General features: G+C 72.4%; 19 protein-coding genes. 11 read left to right on the top strand and 8 right to left on the bottom strand.

Translation table 11 applies throughout. From position 1 onward, the window contains the following. Positions 1 to 183: 183 nt before the first annotated feature. The gene (locus tag ACFYR3_RS12370; RefSeq protein WP_355839382.1) at positions 184 to 888 is read right to left on the bottom strand and encodes a GntR family transcriptional regulator; all 705 of its coding nucleotides are present in this window, start codon (positions 886 to 888) and stop codon (positions 184 to 186) included. A gap of 238 nt (positions 889 to 1,126) precedes the next feature. On the opposite strand from ACFYR3_RS12370, the gene ACFYR3_RS12365 reads away from it, so the two are divergent. The 5 genes from ACFYR3_RS12365 (at position 1,127) to ACFYR3_RS12345 (ending at position 5,646) form a co-directional block, all read left to right on the top strand. Continuing rightward, positions 1,127 to 2,446 (top strand): MFS transporter, encoded by a 1,320-nt coding sequence (locus ACFYR3_RS12365; RefSeq protein ID WP_389282681.1) that lies wholly within the window; start codon positions 1,127 to 1,129, stop codon positions 2,444 to 2,446. 56 nt (positions 2,447 to 2,502) lie between these two features. Further along, the gene (locus ACFYR3_RS12360) at positions 2,503 to 3,297 is read left to right on the top strand and encodes a putative hydro-lyase (protein WP_355839977.1); all 795 of its coding nucleotides are present in this window, start codon (positions 2,503 to 2,505) and stop codon (positions 3,295 to 3,297) included. A gap of 29 nt (positions 3,298 to 3,326) precedes the next feature. Continuing rightward, entirely contained in the window at positions 3,327 to 4,085 is a 759-nt protein-coding gene (locus tag ACFYR3_RS12355; protein ID WP_355839385.1) for a 5-oxoprolinase subunit PxpA, read from the top strand. A gap of 77 nt (positions 4,086 to 4,162) precedes the next feature. Then, a complete protein-coding gene (locus ACFYR3_RS12350) occupies positions 4,163 to 4,780 on the top strand; it encodes an allophanate hydrolase subunit 1 (protein WP_389282723.1) in 618 nt (205 codons plus the stop codon). Further along, positions 4,777 to 5,646, top strand: coding sequence for a biotin-dependent carboxyltransferase family protein (locus ACFYR3_RS12345; RefSeq protein ID WP_355839387.1), 870 nt, complete (start codon positions 4,777 to 4,779; stop codon positions 5,644 to 5,646). Before ACFYR3_RS12350 ends, ACFYR3_RS12345 begins: the two co-directional genes overlap by 4 nt. 100 nt (positions 5,647 to 5,746) lie before the next feature. Here ACFYR3_RS12345 and ACFYR3_RS12340 read toward each other — a convergent pair whose 3' ends face one another. From ACFYR3_RS12340 to ACFYR3_RS12320, 5 genes are all read right to left on the bottom strand, one after another. Next, positions 5,747 to 6,601: an SGNH/GDSL hydrolase family protein gene (locus tag ACFYR3_RS12340; protein ID WP_355839389.1), complete on the bottom strand. Its 855-nt coding sequence runs from the start codon at positions 6,599 to 6,601 to the stop codon at positions 5,747 to 5,749. After that, positions 6,598 to 7,752 (bottom strand): glycosyltransferase, encoded by a 1,155-nt coding sequence (locus ACFYR3_RS12335; protein WP_356783151.1) that lies wholly within the window; start codon positions 7,750 to 7,752, stop codon positions 6,598 to 6,600. The genes ACFYR3_RS12340 and ACFYR3_RS12335 overlap by 4 nt, the downstream gene beginning before the upstream one ends. After that, on the bottom strand, positions 7,749 to 8,912 hold the full coding sequence (locus tag ACFYR3_RS12330; protein ID WP_355839393.1) for a glycosyltransferase family 1 protein: 1,164 nt from the start codon (positions 8,910 to 8,912) through the stop codon (positions 7,749 to 7,751). Before ACFYR3_RS12330 ends, ACFYR3_RS12335 begins: the two co-directional genes overlap by 4 nt. A gap of 139 nt (positions 8,913 to 9,051) precedes the next feature. Continuing rightward, positions 9,052 to 10,470, bottom strand: coding sequence for a HEAT repeat domain-containing protein (locus ACFYR3_RS12325; protein WP_389282678.1), 1,419 nt, complete (start codon positions 10,468 to 10,470; stop codon positions 9,052 to 9,054). Positions 10,471 to 10,770: 300 nt separating this feature from the next. Next, positions 10,771 to 11,163, bottom strand: coding sequence for an ankyrin repeat domain-containing protein (locus ACFYR3_RS12320; protein WP_355839396.1), 393 nt, complete (start codon positions 11,161 to 11,163; stop codon positions 10,771 to 10,773). 260 nt (positions 11,164 to 11,423) lie between these two features. Between ACFYR3_RS12320 and ACFYR3_RS12315 the strand changes: the two genes are divergently transcribed. Together ACFYR3_RS12315 and ACFYR3_RS12310 are read left to right on the top strand one after the other, a co-directional pair. Continuing rightward, on the top strand, positions 11,424 to 11,618 hold the full coding sequence (locus tag ACFYR3_RS12315; protein WP_355839398.1) for a hypothetical protein: 195 nt from the start codon (positions 11,424 to 11,426) through the stop codon (positions 11,616 to 11,618). A gap of 38 nt (positions 11,619 to 11,656) precedes the next feature. Then, a complete protein-coding gene (locus tag ACFYR3_RS12310) occupies positions 11,657 to 13,234 on the top strand; it encodes a hypothetical protein (RefSeq protein WP_355839400.1) in 1,578 nt (525 codons plus the stop codon). A 132-nt stretch (positions 13,235 to 13,366) separates the two neighbouring features. On the opposite strand, the gene ACFYR3_RS12305 is transcribed toward ACFYR3_RS12310, so the two are convergent. Next, positions 13,367 to 14,866: a PLP-dependent aminotransferase family protein gene (locus ACFYR3_RS12305; RefSeq protein WP_355839402.1), complete on the bottom strand. Its 1,500-nt coding sequence runs from the start codon at positions 14,864 to 14,866 to the stop codon at positions 13,367 to 13,369. 63 nt (positions 14,867 to 14,929) lie between these two features. On the opposite strand from ACFYR3_RS12305, the gene ACFYR3_RS12300 reads away from it, so the two are divergent. The 4 genes from ACFYR3_RS12300 to ACFYR3_RS12285 all read left to right on the top strand — a co-directional run bounded on the left by ACFYR3_RS12300 (position 14,930) and on the right by ACFYR3_RS12285 (position 18,437). Beyond that, on the top strand, positions 14,930 to 15,652 hold the full coding sequence (locus tag ACFYR3_RS12300) for a hypothetical protein (RefSeq protein ID WP_355839404.1): 723 nt from the start codon (positions 14,930 to 14,932) through the stop codon (positions 15,650 to 15,652). After that, positions 15,649 to 16,416 (top strand): glycerophosphodiester phosphodiesterase, encoded by a 768-nt coding sequence (locus ACFYR3_RS12295; protein WP_355839406.1) that lies wholly within the window; start codon positions 15,649 to 15,651, stop codon positions 16,414 to 16,416. Before ACFYR3_RS12300 ends, ACFYR3_RS12295 begins: the two co-directional genes overlap by 4 nt. A gap of 41 nt (positions 16,417 to 16,457) precedes the next feature. Continuing rightward, positions 16,458 to 17,807, top strand: coding sequence for an MFS transporter (locus ACFYR3_RS12290; protein ID WP_355839408.1), 1,350 nt, complete (start codon positions 16,458 to 16,460; stop codon positions 17,805 to 17,807). Between the two features lie 255 nt (positions 17,808 to 18,062). Next, a complete protein-coding gene (locus tag ACFYR3_RS12285) occupies positions 18,063 to 18,437 on the top strand; it encodes an RNA polymerase-binding protein RbpA (protein ID WP_081223278.1) in 375 nt (124 codons plus the stop codon). Between the two features lie 362 nt (positions 18,438 to 18,799). Here ACFYR3_RS12285 and fxsA read toward each other — a convergent pair whose 3' ends face one another. Then, a complete protein-coding gene (fxsA, locus tag ACFYR3_RS12280; protein ID WP_355839410.1) occupies positions 18,800 to 19,369 on the bottom strand; it encodes an FxsA family membrane protein in 570 nt (189 codons plus the stop codon). Between the last annotated feature and the right edge of the window lie 467 nt (positions 19,370 to 19,836).

The raw sequence follows: 19,836 nt of genomic DNA, 5'->3' as shown, positions 1-19,836 counted from the left end.
CGGCCGGGCGGGCCACTCGCGCACGGGCCCCACATGTCCGACGCCACACTCCAGCACCGCGACGCCAGGACCGAACACCCGTACGGGGCAGCCGTGCGTCGCCCGGCCGAGCCGGACACTCGCCCCGAGCCCCCTGGGCGCGACTCCGGCGGCTCCCTCACCCCACGCCGGAGGCGCTCCGCGTCAGCCGACGCCCTGTCCCCCGTCGGCCACGCGGCGTGCGTACACCTCGACGAGGTTCTTGAGCGAGTCGTCGAGGTAGCCCGCGAGGAGGCGCTCCGCGCCGTCCCGGTCGCCCGCCCGGAGGGTCTGGAGGATCTCGTGGTTGCGCACGAGGTAGGGCTCGTGGAGCCGCTGGGGGTCGTCCACGACGTGGAAGGCGAGACGCAGCTCCGCGAAGACGCTGCGCATCACCTCGTCCGTCCGGGCGCTGCCGGCGAGCGCGACCAGCTCGCGGTGGAAGTGAATGTTCGCGGTCGACACTCCTTTCCAGTCACTTTCGCGGGCCGCCCGCTGCCCCTCGGAGACGGCCTCGGCGATCCCCTCCACGGCGTACGGCGGGCTGCCGAGCCCGCGGACCACGGCGCACTCGACGAGGGACCGGGTGCGGTAGATGTCCTCGACGTCCTCGACGGTGAGCACTCGCACGAAGACCCCTCGATTGAGTTCGTGCACCAGCAGCCGCTCGTGCGTGAGCAGCCGGAACGCCTCCCGCAGCGTGTTCCGCGAGACACCGAGCGCGCCGCCGATGCTGTCCTCCGACAGCCGCGCCCCGGGCGGGAAGAAGCCCTCGGCGATCCGGCTCCTGAGGATGTCCGAGACCCGCTCGGCGGTGCTGGTGCGTCCCAACAGGGCGCGATCGTCGGCCAGTTCCGTCAGCTCTGCCATGCCCGGAATTCAACCGCAGATACAAGAACGAAACAACACGGGTATTGAGGGATCGTTCAACGATCCTCTACCTTGTCGGGCAGGCGCTCACCGCACCACCACGCGAGTGCACCTCTCCGCACCGCATGTGCACACCGCTCCGCGTACCACTCCGCACCGCGAACCGCCGAGTGCCCACGGCTTCCGCACGGCACGGCTCAGTCCTCAAGCACCCTCCGTCCCTCACTGCGAGGTGCCAATGAGCACGACCCCTCCATCCCAGGCCCTGACCCCCGGCACTCCACCCGTCACGGGTGAACCCACCGATCAGGAAGGCGCGTTCGGCTGGCTGCGCGCACTCGGCCCGCGGGGCCGGCGTGCCTTCGGCGGCGCGTTCGGCGGCTACGGCCTCGACTCGTACGACTACTTCACCCTGCCGCTGAGCATGGTCGCCCTCGCGGCGTACTTCGGCCTGGACAGCGGCCAGACCGGCCTGTTCACGACGGTCACGCTGGTCGTCTCCGCCGTCGGCGGCGCCGTCGCCGGTGTGGTCGCGGACCGGATCGGACGCGTCAAGGCGCTGATGATCACCGTGATCACCTACGCGGTGTTCACCGTGGCCTGCGGTTTCGCACCGAACTACGAGACGCTGCTGGTGTTCCGTGCCCTCCAGGGCCTCGGTTTCGGCGGCGAGTGGGCGGTCGGCGCGGTCCTGGTCGCCGAGTACGCGAGCCCCCGGCACCGGGGGCGCACGCTCGGCGCGGTCCAGAGCGCCTGGGCCGTCGGCTGGGGCCTGGCGGTGGTCGTCTACACGCTGGTGTTCCAGTACCTCGACGACGACATCGCCTGGCGAGTGATGTTCTGGACCGGCGCGCTGCCCGCGCTGCTCGTGGTCTGGGTCCGGCGCCAGGTGCAGGACGCGCCGGAGTCGGCCGCGGTCCGCGAACAGAGCGCGGACAAGGGGTCGTTCACCACGATCTTCAAGCCCGGCACGGCCGAGGTCCCGGGCCTGCTGCGCACCACGTTTTTCGCGGTCCTGCTCTCCACCGGTGTCCAGGGCGGCTACTACACGCTGGCCACCTGGGTGCCCACCTATCTGAAGACGGAGCGCGGACTGTCGGTCGTCGGCACCGGCGGCTACCTGACGCTGCTGATCTCCGGAGCCTTCCTCGGTTACCTCACGGGCGGTCTCCTCACGGACAGACTGGGCCGCAAACGCAACATCCTGCTCTTCGCGATCCTCTCCGCGGCCTGCGTCCTCGCCTACGCGAACATCCCGAGCGGCGCCAACACCCTTCTCCTGGTGCTCGGTTTCCCGCTCGGCTTCTGCATGTCGGCGATCTTCAGCGGCTTCGGCTCGTTCCTCAGCGAGCTGTACCCGGCGGCTGTGCGGGGCACGGGACAGGGCTTCGCGTACAACACCGGGCGCGCCGTCGGCGCGGCCTTCCCCACGACGGTCGGCTTCCTGGCGGACAGCTGGGGCGTGGGCGGCGCGCTGGTCTTCGGCGCGATCGGCTACGCCCTCGCCGCCCTCGCCCTGATCGGACTCCCCGAGACGCGCGGCAAGGAGCTCCTGTGAACGACACCGTCCAGGTCCGGCCGCCGGCCCTCACGGGGGACCGCTCGCCGAACCCGCTGAAGCCCCCCGGCGCCGCGCACGCGTGGACCCCGGGGAAGGCCCGCCGGCGGTTCCGTTCGGGGCTGTCGGTCCCCACCGCCGGAATCGCCGCGGGCCACGCCCAGGCGAACCTCATCTCGGTGCCCGCCGACTGGGCGTACGAGATGCTGCTGTTCTGCCAGCGCAACCCGAAGCCGTGTCCCGTCCTCGACGTCACCGACGCCGGTTCCTGGACCACTCCGCTCGCCGCGGGCGCGGACCTGCGCACCGATCTGCCGGGCTACCGGGTGTGGGAGCACGGCGTGTTGGTGGCCGAGCCCACGGAGGTCGTCGAGTACTGGCGGTCCGACCTGGTGTCCTTCCTGATCGGGTGCAGCTTCACCTTCGAGTGGGCGCTGACCTCGGCGGGCGTCCCGATGCGCCACATCGAGCAGGGCCGCAACGTCTCGATGTACGTGACGGCGCGTCAGTGCCGCCCGGCGGGGCGGCTGCACGGCGCCATGGTCGTGTCGATGCGTCCGGTGCCGCCCGAGCACCTGAGCGCGGCGATCCGGGAGAGCAGTCTGCTGCCCGCCGTGCACGGCGCTCCGGTGCACTGCGGTGATCCGTCGGGGCTGGGCATCGTGGATCTCTCGCGCCCCGACTTCGGCGATCCGGTGATCGCGGCCCCGGACGACATCCCGGTGTTCTGGGCGTGCGGAGTGACACCCCAGGCGGCCGTGATGGCGTCCCGTCCGCCGTTCGCGATCACCCACGCGCCCGGACAGATGTTCATCACGGACACCCGTGACGAGCAGTACCGAGTGGCCTGAAGAGGCCGGAAAAGGAGACACGGCGGCTCATGACCCGTATCGATCTCAACGCCGATCTCGGCGAGGGCTTCGGCCGCTGGAGGCTGACCGACGACGAACAGTTGCTGTCCGTCGTGACCAGCGCCAACGTGGCCTGCGGGTTCCACGCCGGGGACGCGGTCACCATGCGGCGGGTGTGCGAGCTGGCGGCGGAGCGGGGCGTACGGATCGGCGCCCAGGTCTCCTACCGTGACCTGGCGGGGTTCGGGCGGCGCGCGATGGACGTGCCGCCCGACGAGCTGGCGGCCGAAGTGGCCTACCAGATCGGCGCCCTGGAGGTCTTCGCGCGCGCGGCCGGCTCGCGGGTGGCCTACGTGAAGCCGCACGGCGCGCTCTACAACCGCGTCGTGCACGACGAGGAGCAGGCGGCGGCGGTCGTCGAGGGTGTCGTGCTCGCGGGCGCCGCCCTGCCCGTGCTCGGCCTGCCGTCCTCGCGCTTCCTGAAGATCGCCGAGCGGGCCGGACTGCCCGTCGTCACGGAGGCGTTCGCGGACCGCGCGTACACCGAGGAGGGCACCCTGGTGCCGCGTACCCAGCAGGGTGCGGTGATCACGGAGGCCGAGGCCGTGGTCGAACGCTCGCTGGGCCTGGCCCGCTTCGGGGTGGTCACCTCCCACTCCGGGGAGCGCGTTCCGGTCCGCGCGCGCTCCCTGTGCCTGCACGGGGACACACCCGGCGCGGTCGAACTGGCCCGCCGGGTGCGCGCCCGGCTGGAGTCCTCGGGCGTGCGCGTGGAGGCGTTCGCATGAGGGCGCGGCCCGCCGACGACAGCTCGGAACCGGCGCCCGTCGACGACAGGGCGGACCCGGCGCCTGTCGGCGACGGCATGAAGACCCGGACCGTCGGCGCCCGGGCGCTGCTCGTCGAGGTGTCCTCGGGGGAGGCCGCCCAGGCCCTGCACGCCGAGCTGGTGCGGCGCCGCGCGGAGGGCTCGCTGTCCGTGCGGGAGATCGTCCCGGCGGCCCGAACGGTGCTCCTGGACGGCTTGGACGATCCCGCGCGGCTCGCCGAGCGGCTGCCCGGCTGGAAGATTCCCCCGCTGGACGCGCGCGCGGACGACGCCGTCGAGATCCCGGTACGGTACGACGGTCCCGACCTGGCGGATGTGGCTGCCCTTTGGGGGGTTGCGGTGGAGGACGTGCCCCAGATCCACGCGGCGGCCGAATTCCGGGTCGCCTTCTGCGGGTTCGCCCCCGGCTTCGGCTACCTCACGGGACTGCCCGCGCGGTACGACGTGCCGCGCCGGGCGACCCCTCGGACGGCGGTGCCCGCGGGCTCCGTGGCACTCGCGGGCCCGTACACCGGTGTGTACCCGCGCAGTTCGCCGGGCGGCTGGCAACTCATCGGCACGACGGACGCGGTGCTGTGGGACCACGCGCGCGTACCGGCCGCGCTGCTGGCTCCCGGCGCGCGGGTCCGCTTCGTTCCGGCGGGGCGTTCATGAGCGACCGGGCCCTCGCGGTGGTGCGGGCCGGGGCCCTGACCACCGTCCAGGACCAGGGGCGGCCGGGCCACGCGCATCTCGGTGTACCGCGCTCCGGGGCCCTCGACGCGCCCGCGGCGGCGCTGGCCAACCGGCTCGTCGCCAACCCCGCCGAGACCGCCGTATTGGAGACGACGGTCAACGGATGTGCCGTGCGCCCCCGTTCGACGGTCACCGTGGCGGTGACCGGAGCGCCCTGCCCCGTGACGGTGGACGGTCGCCCGGCCGCCTGGGGGGCTCCCGTCCGGGTGCCCGCGGGGGCGCTCCTGGACGTCGGTTCCGCGCGCGCGGGGCTGCGGAGTTATGTGGCCGTGTCCGGTGGCGTGGCAGTCGATCCGGTGCTCGGCAGCCGCTCGACCGACCTTCTCTCGGGGCTCGGCCCGCCGCCCCTCACGGACGGCGCGGTGCTTCCCCTGGGAAACCCTGGCCCCCTTCACGCGCGCGTGGACGTCGTTCCGCACCGATCCCCGCCCGCCGAACTGATCCTGCGGGTGACCCTCGGCCCGCGCGACGACTGGTTCACGGACTCGGCCGTACGGATGTTCACGAGCCGCGCCTACCGGGTCTCGGCGGCGAGCAACCGCATCGGCCTGCGCACGGAAGGGCCCTCCCTGGAGAGGGCCGTCTCCGGCGAACTCCCCAGTGAGGGCATGGTGCTGGGTGCCGTCCAGGTGCCGCCCGACGGCAGCCCGGTCGTCTTCCTCGCCGACCATCCGACCACCGGCGGGTACCCGGTGATCGCGGTCGTCCGTGCCGGCGACCTCCCGGCGGCCGCTCAGGCGGTCCCGGGAACACCGGTGCGCTTCGTGGCCGTACGCCGCCGCTGAGGCCGGGGGAGGTCCGTACTCCGGCGAACGGGACGCCGGACCCGCGTACGCCCGGTCCCGCCCGCGCGTGTCCGTCCACCCGTCATGCCACGTCCGGCCGTCATGCCACGTCCGGTCGTTCGGACACGGACAGGGCCGCCAGGGCGGACGCGACGGCGTGCGAGGCGCTCAGGTCGAGTCGGGCGCTGGTGCCCCGGGCCCGGTGGCGCACCTCGGACGCGGCGAGGGTGAGCAACTGGGGCAGCAGGTCCGTGCAGCGCCTGGCCACCCATCCCGTTCCCGCCGTGGCCAGCCACAGAAGGCTCGCCGATCGGGTCGGCGCGGGGAATTCGGGCTCGCCCGAGGGGGTGTTCCCGGTGGCGATGCCCTCCTCGGTGAGCAGGGCGTGGAAGCGCAGGGCGAGCTGACGGTGCCCCAGCTCCCCCGGGTGCAGCCGGTCCGCGCTCCACACGGCGCGGTCCTTCAGCCACTCCTCCTCCGCCGCGTGCAGATGCATCGCCCCGTACCGCTTCGAGAGCGCGTGCACGACCGCGTTGACCGCGTGCTGTCGCCGGGCCAGCGGGCGGGCCAGGGCTCCCGGCAGCCCGAGCATCGAGCCGGGATCGGGGAGACAGGCCGTCATCACGATGGCGTCCCGCGCGCGGAAGGCCGCGTACACCTTGTCGAGCCGTTCGGCCACCGAGTGGATGTCGAAGGTGTACCGCAGGGTGTCGTTGACGCCGATCACGACGGAGACGATGTCGGGCTCAAGGGCGAGCGCCGCCGGGGTCTGCCGTTCGAGGACGTCCCGTGTCTGCGCCCCGCTGACCGCGAGGTTGGTGAACCGCACGGGCGCGTCCGCCGGGGCGAGCCCCGGGGCGAGCAGCTCGGCCCACCCCCGCCACCGGTCCCCGACGGGGTCGCCCACGCCTTCCGTGAGCGAGTCCCCGAGGGCGACGAACCGAACCGGTCTCATGCCACGCCCTCCTGGAGGCGCGGCCGTGTCCCGGCCACCGCGTCGTGCGCGGCGAGGAAGCCCGACACGGCGGCGTCCCAGCCGAAGCACTCGGCACGCGCGCGTGCGGCCTGCCTGCGCTCGCTCTCGGCGCGGCCGAGCAGCAGCCGTACCGCGTCCGCGAAGGAGTCCCCGCTGTCGCCGGCGGTGGCTCCGGCGGAGCCGACGATCTCCGGCAGGGCGGAGAGCGAGCTGGCGACGACGGGGGTGCCGCAGGCCATCGCCTCCAGGGCCGCGAGCCCGAAGGTCTCCGCGGGCCCGGGTGCCAGGCACACGTCCGCCGAGGCCTGCAGCGAGCCGAGCAGGGTGCGGTCGGCGACGTGCCCGAGGAACGTGACGGGCAACCTGCGCTCCCGGGCCCGCTGTTCGAGCCGGGCCCTGAGCGGTCCGTCCCCGGCGACCACGAGCACGGCCCGCTCGCCGCGTCGCAGCAGCGCCTCCAGCGCGTCGAGCGCCGTACCGGGACGCTTCTCGACCGAGAGCCGGGAGCACATCACGAGCAGGACCTGGTCCGCGCGCGCGTGGCGGGCACGCAGCGCCGGGTCCCGCAGGTCGGGGTGCCGGTTGACCAGGTCGACGCCCAGGGGGGCGCGTACGACATTGCGGGCGCCGATGCGCACGAACTCGCGCTCGGCGAACTCCGTGGTGCACACCACCCGCGAGTAGGTGTGCGCGGTACGGACGTTGAGGGCGTCGGCGGTCCGCCGGGCCATCGCCTCGGACAGTCCCCAGGTCCGCAGCACACCGTCGGCGGTCTCGTGGGAGACCATCACCGCGGGCACCCGGGCCCGTCGCGCCCAGACTCCGGTCCAGCGCAGCGTGGTGCGGTCGGAGACTTCGAGGCGGTCGGGGGCGAGCGACTCCAGGAGCCGGGCCACCCGCCGCTTGTCCGTGAGGACGCGATAGCCGCCGGTCCCGGGCAGCAGTGGGCCGGGCAGTGTGATCACCCGCCCCTGTTCGGTGTCGCGGTCGCTCGCGCGCTCGCCGGGTATGACGAGCACCGGTTCGTGGCCGGCCGCCAGATAGCCGGCGCCGAGCTCCCGCAGCGCGGTGCGCAGGCCCCCGGAGGAGGGGGCGACGAAGTTGGCGAGCCGTACGATGCGCAGACTCATGCCGCCACCAGCTTCCGTGCGGAGAGCACATCCTCGTAGTGGCCGATGAGCTGGTCGCCCACCGCTGCCCAGGTGCGGCCCTCGACCATGGCATGACCGGCGGCGCCGTAGGCCGCCCGCAGCGCGGGATCAGCGGCCAGCGTGCGCACCGCGTCCCGTAGGGCGTCGCTGTCGCGCGGCGGGACCAGCAGCCCGGTGCGCCCGTGGGCGACCAGGTCGAGCGGTCCGCCGGCGGCGGGCGCGACGACGGGCACTCCGCTGGCCATGGCCTCCTGCACGGTCTGGCAGAAGGTCTCGAAGGGGCCGGTGTGCGCGAAGACGTCCAGCGAGGCGAAGATCCGGGCGAGTTCGTCGCCGGTGCGCCGGCCGAGGAAGACCGCGCCGGGGAGCGCGCCGCGCAGGGTGGCCTCACTGGGGCCGTCGCCGACCACGACGACGCGGACCCCCTCCATCTCGCAGACCCCGGAAAGCAGTTCGACGTGCTTCTCGGGGGCGAGCCGGCCGACATAGCCGACGATCAGCTCACCGTTCGGCGCCAGTTCACGGCGGAGCGCCTCGTCGCGGTGGTCGGGGCGGAAGCGGACCGTGTCGACACCGCGCGCCCACAGCCGTACCCGGGGCACACCGTGCGCCTCCAGGTCGTGCAGGGCCGCGCTGGACGGAGCGAGCGTCCGGTCGGCCGCGGCGTGCACGGAGCGGATGCGCCGCCACGCGGTGGCCTCACCCGCGCTGATGTACGTACGGGCGTATCCGGCGAGGTCGGTCTGGTAGACGGCCACGGCGGGGATGCCGAGCCGGGAGGCGGCCGCCATGCCACGGACGCCGAGGATGAACGGACTGGCCAGGTGGACTATGTCGGCGCGGTGCTCGGTGATGGCCGCGGCGACGCGTCGGCTGGGGAGGGCCACGCGGACCTGGGGATAGCCCGGGAGCGGGATGGAGGGGACTCGGACGACCGGGCACGGCGCGAGGGCGTCGGGCCCGCTCCCCATGGGGGCGCCTCCCTGTTCGGGGGAGGCCGAGAACTTGGGGGAGGTGGCCGGGGCGACGACAAGGGGAGCGTGACCGCGATCGACGAGGTGCCGGGCGGTCTGGAGCGCGCAGTGGGCCACGCCGTTCACATCGGGGGGAAAGGATTCGGTCACGATGACGACACGCATACGGGTGTTCTCGCCGCACTGGACGTGGCCGCGTCAACGTGGATCTATGCGAACGATGAACGTCCCGTGAGCGTTGCGCTCCGCACCCGTCCAGGTCAGCCCCCGTCCACGCGCTCCTGACTCCCGGGTCACCGAACGTTCATACGGCCGGCATGTCGGGCCCGATCCGGCTCCGTACCGCTGTCTGGACTTCGGCCTCCTCGGCCGGATCCGCCGCCAGCCGGCGCAGCTGATCCACCACGCGCGCGTCACCGGTCTCGGCGTGCCGGGCGGCGATCTCGCGGGTGGTCTCCTCGCAGTCCCACAGGCACTCGACGGCGAAGCCGGCGGGGAAGGAGGGATCGGTGACGGCCAGGGCACGGGCGGCGCGCTGGCGCAGATGCGATGACGCGGTCTCCCGGTAGACGTGCCGCAGCACGGGGGCGGCACAGGCGATGCCGAGCCGTCCGGTGCCGTCGACGAGGGTCCACAGGGTCGGCGCGTCGGGGCCCTCGCCCCGTACCGCCTCGCGCAGCGCGGCCAGGACGAGGTCGCGGTCCTGTGCCCCGCCCCGGCAGGCGAGCATGCGGCCGGCGGCGGCGCCGAGGGCGTCGGGCCGGTGCGCCCAGCCCCGGGCCCGGTCGACGGCGGCGACGCTCCGCATCCGTTCGAAGGCGTCGACGGCGGCCTCGGCGACGGGCGTCGAAGCGGTCGCGGCCGCCGCTTCGATGAGGTCGAGGGCGTCCGGATCGTTGCCGTCGGCGAGATAGCGCAGAGCTGTGCAGCGGGCGCCCTCGGCGCCGTGGCGCGCGGCCTCGACGATCTCGGGACGGTCCTCGGGTCCGGCGACGGCTGTCAGGCAGCGGGCGGCCGGTACGTGCAGCGCGGCTCCTCGGTCGATGCCCTGCTGGGCCCAGTCGAAGACGGCGCTGACGCTCCACCCGGGGCGGGGTCCCGACGGTCGCATCTGGCGCTGCCATCGGTCGAAGGACCCGGCTTCCTGGGCTGCACGCACGCGGGTGGCGATGGACGCGCGGGGATCGTCGGCCCACAGCCGCCAGGGCCGCGGCTCGAAGGAGTCGCGTACGACGGCGGCGAGTGCGGCCTCACCCTCCGGATCGGCCGGGAACCGGGCGAGCACGGGGGCGGCCAGGGCGCGCAGACCCGCGTCGTCGTCGCGGAGGGCCAACTCGTCGAGGGCCCAGGCCCAGTTGGAGCCGACGGCGGCGTACCGGCGCAGCAGCGCGAGCGCGTCGCGCCTGCCGTAGGAGGCGAGGTGTCCGAGGACCGCGAGGGCGAGCCCCGTGCGTGACTCGCAGTCGTCGAGGACGTCCTCGACATCGAAGAGGTGTCGCTCGATCTCGTCGAGTTCACCGCTCAGATCGAGGTAGAGACGGGCGTAGTACAGGGAGCGGTTCTCCACCTGCCAGTCGTGGCGGGGGTCCCTGAGAACACAGTGGTTCAGTGCCGCGAGCGCTTCGGCCCGCGGTGCGGTGAGCGCGTGCAGCGTGCCGTCGCCGCGGCCCCTCTGGAGCAGGCCGAGCAGGGTTCCGCTGGGCGCTATGACCGGATCGAACATGGGAAACAGCCTCACATCAAGCGTCGACGCAACCGGGATCCTGCATTACCTGGCCGCGTAACAACACGTCGGGGCGCCCGCCGTCTCTTGCTTGTTGTAGACCATCTTCCTCTGCCTCTCGTCGGTGGCCCATGCGGGCCGCGTCACGGCCCGCATGGTGCGGCAACTTCTGCCCAGCCGTCGCGTCCGTGAATCACGTCGACATGATGACTCGGCGGTTCTTCCTGCCGCGACCGTATTTCCGGCGGCCCCGTTCCGCCTCCCCTTTTTCCTGCGTCTCGCCTGGTCAGAGCGTTCGGATTACTGCGTGCCGAACAATTCGAGCAGCTGCGTCTTGGCAAACATGCGCGCCGTGTCGACGGCCGAGGGGGTGCCGGCGGCCGGATCGGCACCGGCGGCCAGGAGGACCCGGATGACGGCCTCCTCGCCCTTGAAGACGGCTCCGGCGAGGGGGGTCTGGCCCCGGTCGTTGACGCGGTCGGCCTCGGCGCCGCGCTCCAGCAGGGCGCCGACCGCCTCCGCGTGACCGTGATAGGCGGCGAGCATCACGAGCGAGTCGCCGCGGTCGTTGGTGAGGTCGGCCGGAACACCCGCGTCGACATACGCCGCGAGCGTCTCCGTCTCGCCGCGTCGCGCCAGATCGAAGATCTTGGTCGCGAGCTCCACGACCTCGGGGTCGGGGGCTTCGCTCATCGGCCGGACCGCCTCTCACTGCAACCGTTCGGGTGAATCGACAGGGTACTGGCTCCGGCGGCACATCACAGGCACCCTCCGAGGCAAAGATCACAAAGGGAGCATCGGACGCAACGGACCAGCTCAGGCGGCTCAAGACAGCTCCACCGCGCGGGTGAAATCTGCCGTATTTCACCCAGTTGCACCTTTTATCGTATGGATACATGCTGTGATCCTGGAACAACTCATGGTGACCGTCCCCACGAACCAGGAGAGCTCAAATGATTCTGTCCATGTCAGGCGTCGTCCTTCTCGGCATCATCGTCTTCCTCTTCTTCAAGAAGGACGGGCTGAAGGCGTCGCACGCAATGGTGGCCGCGCTCTTCGGCTTCTACCTCGCGAGCACAGCCATCGCGCCGAGCATCAAGGCCGGCGGGGAGAGCCTGGCGGGCCTCCTCGGCGGGATCAAGTTCTGACGACGTCCCCACCTCGTACGCACCTTCAGGAGACAGCAGTGGCCCGGCGCCCTCTCCCCCGCATCCTCAGCAACGGCACCGCACAGATCGCCAAGAGCCGGGAGCTGGCCCGGACGGCAGCCGACAGCGCCACCGATGTCCTCCATCCACTGATCACGGTCACCCGTGGACTGCGCCGGCTGGCAGCCGCCGGACGGCGCAAGTGGGCCGCCACCCCCAAGGACCGGCGCGGGCCGCTGCTGTTCCTGGTGGCCTCGGTGATCCTGATCGTGGCCCTGGTGCCGTACGGACCGCTGCTCGCCGTCATCACCCTGATGGCGGCGGCAGCCTGGACCGGTCGCGAGCGCACGCCACTGCCCGCGACCGGCCCCGACGAGGCACAGACCGGACGCCTGCAGTCCCTCTACGAGGCACTCGTCCCGTACTTCTCCACGGCCGACGACCCCGCTCCCCTGTACGCCCACGGCGGCGACTGGGAGGAGGCCTTCGCCTCGTACGAGTTCGACGACGACGGACGGGTCTCCCGTCTGCTCATCCACTACCCGGCGTACTTCACGGACGGCGAGCCGGACTCACGCGCCCGTATCGAACAGCTCCTGCACGCCAAGTCGGGCCGCGGCCGTGAGTACCACTTCGGCTGGGACGAGGAGGCCAACGAACTCACCGTCACGGTCCTCCCACCGCTCCCCACCGACATCGCCGCCCAGCGCTTCGTCACCGCGCCCGGCGAGACGGTCCTCGGCTTCACCGATCCGGCGGACGTCCAGCGCACACTCCCCCTCGCCTACGGAGAGGAACGGCGTGACGTTCCGCCGGTCGTCTGGCGAACGGGTGCCCGTTCCACCGAGCCGCATCTGCTGATCACGGGTGAGCCGGGCACCGGCACGACCACCCTCCTTCGCTCCATCGCCCTGCAGTCCCTCCAGTACGGCGATGTCGTCATCGTCGACGGCGGAGGCACCGGCGAGTACGCGTGCCTGACCGGGCGCGACGGCGTACTGGCCGTCGAGTGCGCGGCCGCCGGGGCGATCGGCAGTCTGGAGTGGGCGGCGCACGAGACGGAGCGGCGGCTGATCGCCGCCAACCGCGCCCGGCAGGCGGGGCATCCCGCCCCCGACGACATCAAGAACCCGCTGTGGATTCTGCTCGACCGGCCGAGCGCGATCGGCCATCTGGCCGCCGCCGACGGACGCAAGGACCCGCAGGCCCTGCTGCAGATTCCGCTCCGGCACGGCCGCGCGGCGGGTGTCACGGTCGTGATCGCCGAGCACTTCGAGAACCTCGACTTCCTCAGCGACGCGGTACGGCAGCACACCCGCGCGCGCGTGGTGCTCGGCGCGGCCTCGGCCGCCCAGCTGGAATCGATGCTGGGCGCGCCCCCGCACACCACCCCGACCAGGGACGTACCACCCGGCCGCGGCTACGCCCGCCTGGGCACGGGGCCCGTCCTGCGCCTCCAGGTCCCGGCCACGCCGGACCCCTACGACGACGCGACGAGCGAGACGCACCGGCGTGCGGTACTCGACCTCCTCCCGGAGCGGACCACGCCGGGGGACGCGGAGAACGCGGAACCGGTGCCCTCGGAGGTCGCCGGGGTCGCGGTGGCGGAAGGGTAGGGTCACCGCTCCTCAGGTCTTCGCACGCAGGCCGGACGGGCCGGAAACCCAGCTGGGTTTCCGGCCCGTCGGCGTCTACTGCCCCGGCGTCCACTGCTCCGGTGTCCATCGCCCCGGCGTCCGTCCGTTCGGCTACGCCACGAACGTCCGCGGCCCGTCGTCCCCGCCGCTCACGCCCGCCTCCACCAGCCGAGCCGCCGCGGCCAGCCGTGCCGCGGCCTCGTCCGCGACCGCGCCGCCCACGGTGAACGGCAGCCGCACATAGCCCTCGAAGGCACCGTCCACCCCGAACCGGGGCCCCGAGGGCACCCGAACGCCGACGCGCTCACCGACCTCGGCCAGCCGCGACCCGGACAGACCGCCCGTGCGCACCCACAGGGTGAGGCCGCCGCGCGGCACCGAGAACTCCCACCGGGGCAGCTCCCTGCGCAGCGCGGCGACGAGGGCGTCACGGTTCTCGCGGGCCTGGTCGCGCCGGATGTCGACCGCCTGCTCCCAGCCCCCCGTGCTGAGCAGCCAGTTCACGGCGAGCTGTTCCAGCACGGGCGTGCCGAGGTCGGCGTAGGCGCGCGCGGCGACCAGGCTGCGGATGACGTCGGGCGCGGCCCGCACCCAGCCGATCCGCATACCCGCCCAGAAGGCCTTGCTCGCCGAACCCACGGTGATCACGGTCGAGCCGGCCGGGTCGAAGCCGCACACGGGACGCGGCATCTCCAGGTCGTCGTCGAGATGCAGTTCGCTCATCGTCTCGTCGACCACGAGGACGGTGCCCGCCGAGCGCGCCGCGTCCACCAGCCCGCGCCGCTGGTCCTCGCCGGCGAGCGCCCCGGTGGGGTTGTGGAAATCGGCGACGACGTACGCGAGCCGGGGCGCCGCGTCGCGCAGGACCTGGCGCCAGCGGTCCATGTCCCAGCCGGCGAGCCCCTCGGCCATCGCGACGGGCACCAGCCGGGCGCCGGCCTCGCGCATCAGCTGGAGGATGTTGGCGTAGGAGGGCGACTCGACGGCGATGCGCTCGCCGCGGCCCGCGAAGAGATGGCAGATCGCGTCGATCGCGCCCATCGCTCCGGTGGTCACCATGATCTGCTCGGGCATGGTCGGGATACCGCGCGCCGTGTACCGCTCGGCGAGCATCGCGCGAAGCGCGGGCAGGCCTGCCGGGTAGTCGCCGTGCGTGTGCGCGTACGGCGGCAGCTCCTCCAGGGCTCCCTGGACACTGCGGGTGAGCCACGGCTCGGGCGCGGGCAGCGCCGCGCAGCCGAGATCGATCATCGAGCCGAGCGTCTCGGGAGGCAGCGGTTCCAGGCCACGCGCGGGCAGCGGATTCCCGGCGGGGACCGCCGTCCAGCTGCCGGCTCCGCGGCGCGACTCCAGGAAGCCCTCCGCCCGCAGCGCCTCGTAGGCCGCGGCCACGGTCGTACGGCTGACGGACAGAGCCAGCGCCAGCTCCCGCTCGGCGGGCAGCCGTGCGGCGACCGGCACCCGGCCTTCGAGCACGAGCAGCCGCACACCGTCGGCGAGCGCGCGATACGCGGGCGGACGCCGGGTCCCCGGGCCCGCGGGCCGCTCCTGCTGGGAATTGAGGAGCCGGGCGAGCTGAGCGGCCCCTACCGCCGAAGTCCACTGCGCCATGATTCCAGTCCACCTTCCCCGAATTGGCCATGGATGAAGCAACTTCCCCTGTCACAGAGTGTCATGCGCCAGGCCACTACCACCACTGGGGGGCATCCCGTGTCCACACGTTCCGAGTCCGCACCTGCCGAGGACCCCGGGTCCGGGCGACTGCCCGGCCGCCTCCTCCAGCTCTACGTCGGCCTGGCCCTGTACGGCGCGAGTTCGGCGCTCCTCGTGGAAGCGGGTCTCGGGCTGGAGCCGTGGAACGTGCTGCACCAGGGTCTCGCCGAGCTGACCGGCCTGACGATCGGCGTCGTGTCGATCATCGTGGGCGCCGCGGTACTGCTCCTGTGGATCCCGCTGCGCCAGCGGCCGGGCCTCGGCACCGTCTCCAACGTCTTCGTGGTCGGCATCGCCATGGACGGCACCCTCGCACTCGTCCCGGACGTCCACGCCCTGGCCGTACGGATTCCCCTGCTGGTGGCGGGCATCGTGCTGAACGGCGTGGCGACGGGCCTGTACATCTCCGCCCGGTTCGGCCCGGGGCCCCGCGACGGTCTGATGACGGGACTGCACCGGCGCACGGGCCGCTCGGTCCGTCTGGTGCGCACGGTCCTCGAAGTGGCCGTCGTCGCGACCGGCTTCGCGCTCGGCGGCACGGTCGGCGTCGGCACCGTGCTGTACGCCGTCGCCATCGGGCCCCTCGCCCAGCTCTTCCTGCGTGTGTTCGCCGCACGTCCGGCACCGGTCGGCAGCGCCGTTGTTGCCACAGGTCAACCGGAGCACGCCATACTGCCCGGGTGAGCACGCGCACTCGTCACCCCTACCTCGACCATCCCGGCCCGATCCCCTTCGCGCACCGCGGCGGATCGGCGGACGGCCTGGAGAACACGCTGGCCCAGTTCCGGCGGGCGGTGAACGCCGGATACCGCTACATCGAGACCGATGTGCACGCCACGGCGGACGGCCGGCTGGCAGCCTTCCACGACACGACTCTCGACCGGGTGACCGACGGCGCGGGCCGGATCGCGGACCTCCCGTGGGACGACGTGCGCCAGGCGCGCGTGGCGGGCAAGGAGCCGGTCCCGCTCTTCGAGGAACTGCTCGAAGAGCTCCCGGAGGTGCGCTGGAACATCGACGTCAAAACCGAACCCGCGCTCCTCCCGCTGCTCGACCTGATCGACCGCACCGACGCCTGGGACCGTGTCTGCGTCGGTTCGTTCTCCGAGGCGCGCGTGACCCGTGCCCAGCATCTGGCCGGGCCGCGCCTCGCCACGTCGTTCGGCACCCGCGGGGTGCTCAACCTGCGGCTGCGCTCGTGGGGCGTACCGGCCGCCGTGCGCCGCTCCGCTGTCGCGGCCCAGGTGCCCGAGACGCAGTCGGGGGTGCCGGTGGTCGACCGTCGCTTCGTACGGGCCGCCCACGCGCGCGGGCTCCAGGTGCACGTGTGGACCGTAAACGAATCGGAACGCATGCACCGGCTCCTGGACCTGGGAGTCGATGGCATCATGACCGATCACATCGACACGCTGCGCAAGGTCCTGGAAGACCGGGGCACCTGGTTCTGAACCTCCTCGCGCGGTCCGTTCACGGGGAAGCGAGGGCACGGGTGAGCACGGACACCGTGCGGGCGGGGGCAGCCGAGGAGGCTGCCGAGCGCCGGCGAGAACAACGCGGCTGGTACTTCTACGACTGGGCCTGCTCCGTCTATTCGACGAGTGTGCTCACCGTGTTCCTCGGCCCCTATCTGACAGCGGTGGCCAAGCACGCGGCGGACGCGGACGGGTTCGTCCACCCGCTGGGAGTACCGGTCCGGGCCGGCTCCTTCTTCGCGTACGCGGTCTCCGCCTCGGTCATCCTGTCGATCTTCGTGATGCCGATGGCGGGCGCCGCCGCCGACCGCACGGGCCGCAAGAAGCCACTGCTCGCAGCGGCGGCCTATCTGGGCGCCGCAGCCACCACCGGCATGTTCTTCCTGGACGGCGACCGCTATCTGCTGGGCGGACTGCTGCTGATCGTCGCGAACGCCTCGCTGGCCGTGTCGATGGTCCTGTACAACTCCTACCTGCCGCAGATCGCCCCGCCCGAGGAGCGCGACGCCGTCTCCTCCCGGGGCTGGGCCTTCGGGTACGCGGCGGGCTCGCTGGTGCTGGTCGCGAACCTGGTCCTGTTCACGGCCCATGACAGTTTCGGCGTCTCCGAGTCGACGGCCGTGCGTATCTGTCTGGCCTCTGCTGGTGTCTGGTGGGGCGCCTTCACCCTCGTACCGCTGAGGCGGCTGCGCGACCGCCGTACGCCCTCCGCCGGGCGGGCGTCCGCGCACGGATGGCGGCAACTGGCGGCCACGGTGCGCGACATGCGCGGCCAGCCGCTCACGCTGTCCTTCCTGCTCGCCTACCTCATCTACAACGACGGCATCCAGACGGTGATCTCGCAGGCCTCCGTCTACGGCTCCGAGGAGCTGGGCCTCAGCCAGTCGACCCTGATCGTGGCCGTACTGCTGGTCCAGGTACTCGCGGTCGGGGGCGCACTGGGCATGGGCCGGCTGGCCCGCACGTACGGCGCGCAGCGCACCATCCTCGGCTCACTCGTCGCCTGGACGCTCACCCTCGCCGCCGGGTACTTCCTGCCCGCGGGCGCGCCCGTGTGGTTCTTCGTCCTCGCGTCCGGCATCGGACTGGTCCTGGGCGGCAGCCAGGCACTGTCGCGCTCCCTGTTCTCGCACCTCGTGCCGAGCGGCAAGGAGGCCGAGTACTTCTCGGCGTACGAGATGAGCGACCGCGGAATGAGCTGGCTCGGCCCGCTGCTGTTCGGACTGACCTACCAGCTGACGGGAAGTTATAGGGACGCGATCGTCTCGCTCGTGGCCTTCTTCGCCATCGGCTTCGTCCTGCTCGCGCGGGTCCCGGTGCGCCAGGCGATCCGCGACGCAGGCAATCCCGTACCCGAGATGATTTAGCGTCCGGGTTCAAAGAGCGGTAGTGTACGCGTTTGGCCTGCCTGGCGTACCGTTACTGCGCGTCAATGATACTGAAGCGTTGGGTGACATCTGATGCCAGATGTGACAAACCGGGCGACGGTGGGTACAACAAGGGGCGGCTACGACGGCGACGCATGACCCACAACGGGAATCTTTACCGCCGACCGGACGTTGACCGGATGACGACGACAGCGACACCTGTCCTGTGGGCGACAAGCCCGGGAGGCACGATTCATGAGTGAGCGAGCTCTTCGCGGCACACGCCTCGTAGTGACCAGCTATGAGACGGACCGCGGCATCGACCTGGCCCCGCGCCAGGCGGTGGAGTACGCATGCGAGAAGGGGCACCGCTTTGAGATGCCCTTCTCGGTGGAGGCCGAAATTCCGGCGGAGTGGGAGTGCAAGGTCTGCGGGGCCCAGGCACTCCTCGTCGACGGCGACGGCCCTGAGGAAAAGAAGGCGAAGCCCGCGCGCACGCACTGGGACATGCTGATGGAGCGGCGCACTCGCGAGGAGCTCGAAGAGGTCCTCGAGGAGCGTCTGGCCGTTCTTCGCTCCGGCGCGATGAACATCGCGGTGCATCCGCGGGACAGCCGCAAGTCCGCCTGACCCCTCCGGGGGTCGAGCGGCATACACCGCACGCCGAGACCGCGGGCACCGTACGTCATGTACGGGGCCCGCGGTCTCGTGCGTTCCGGTTCCGGTGAATTCCGTGGCGCCGTTGCTCGTACGTCGCCGGCGTGCCGTTTCCCGTCTGTCGGCCCGCTGCCGCTCCAGCGGGCCGACAGACAGGATGAGGCGGAGTCGGGCGCCGCGTGCTCGAACGTCGGCCCCTGCCTTGGCGTCCGGCCGGGTGCCTCGGGGCGGCCCAGCCGTGCCGCCCAGCCGTTCGATTCTCGTACGTCGTCGGGGGCGCCGCGAGTGTCCGGCCTGTCGGCTCGGCGTCTTCTCCGGCCGGGCCTCCGTGAGGGCTAGCCGTTCAGGGGCGGATAGGTGCCGCCGGGCCGGCGCGGCTCGTCGTCCCTGATGACCTCGCCCTGGACCACCTTGCCGTCGGGGCGGTGGATACGGGCCTGCTGGAAGGCGTCGCCGACGGTACCGGGGTCGGCCAGCCGCATCTTGCGCTCGAAAGCGCGCTGCGTGTAGCGGCTGAGGCCCTTCTGGACCGGCGGGACGAGCAGGAGCAGGCCGATCGCGTCGGAGATCAGACCCGGGATCATCAGGAGCAGGCCGCCGAGCATCGTCAGGCCGTTGCCCCGGCCGCCCTCGCTCGTGGGCGTGACACCGCTCTGCGCCTGTTGCAGCGTCTGGTTGAGGTTCTGGAAGGCGCGGCGGCCGGCCCGCTTGATGACCACGGCGCCGAGCACGAACCCGGCGACCAGGAGCAGGAACACCGTGAAGCCGCTCGTGGCCCGCGCGACGAGGGTCAGCAGCCAGATCTCCAGTACCAGCCACACCGCGACACCGAGCGGCAGGAAGGTTCGCAGCCGCGAGCGCCGTGGGCGGGCGGGGTGAGTGGGGGTCGGAACGCCTGTCGTCATGCTCCCAGTGTGCCTGGGCTCGCCTCAGTACGGGATAAGCGGATGATCAGTCCCCGCCGCCGGGGAACCGGGCCGCTCCGGACGACGGGGACGGCTCGTGGTCCGCACAGGTTCCAGGACTCCTCGCGGCCCGTCCGTGCGTCACTGCGTCACCAAGGCGTGCGGGCCGCGTCCGGGCGACAGGGCCGCTCGCGGCGTGCACCGACCACCTCGTACGGGCCGCGTCTCGTACGGGTCGCGGAGATGCGCACGGCCCCCACGGACCACACGCGGGCCTGTACGGACGACAGGGCTGCAGGGCTGCCGGGGGCCCGCACGGGCGACAGAACCACTTCCCGGCCCGGACGGGTTCAGGGACCGGCTTGCGCCCCGCACAGGCGCCAGGACGGGCTTGTGAGCCGCTTGGGGCACCGGACGGGGAGCCTGCGGTCCCGGCGTCTGGCGCCAAGCGCCGGGACCTCATGTGG

Origin of the sequence: Streptomyces sp. NPDC005784, from assembly GCF_042871525.1 — a bacterium.
In the GTDB taxonomy this organism is placed as follows: Bacteria; Actinomycetota; Actinomycetes; order Streptomycetales; family Streptomycetaceae; genus Streptomyces.
Note: the sequence above shows the minus strand (reverse complement) of the source record. Positions and strands in the feature narration are given on the sequence as shown.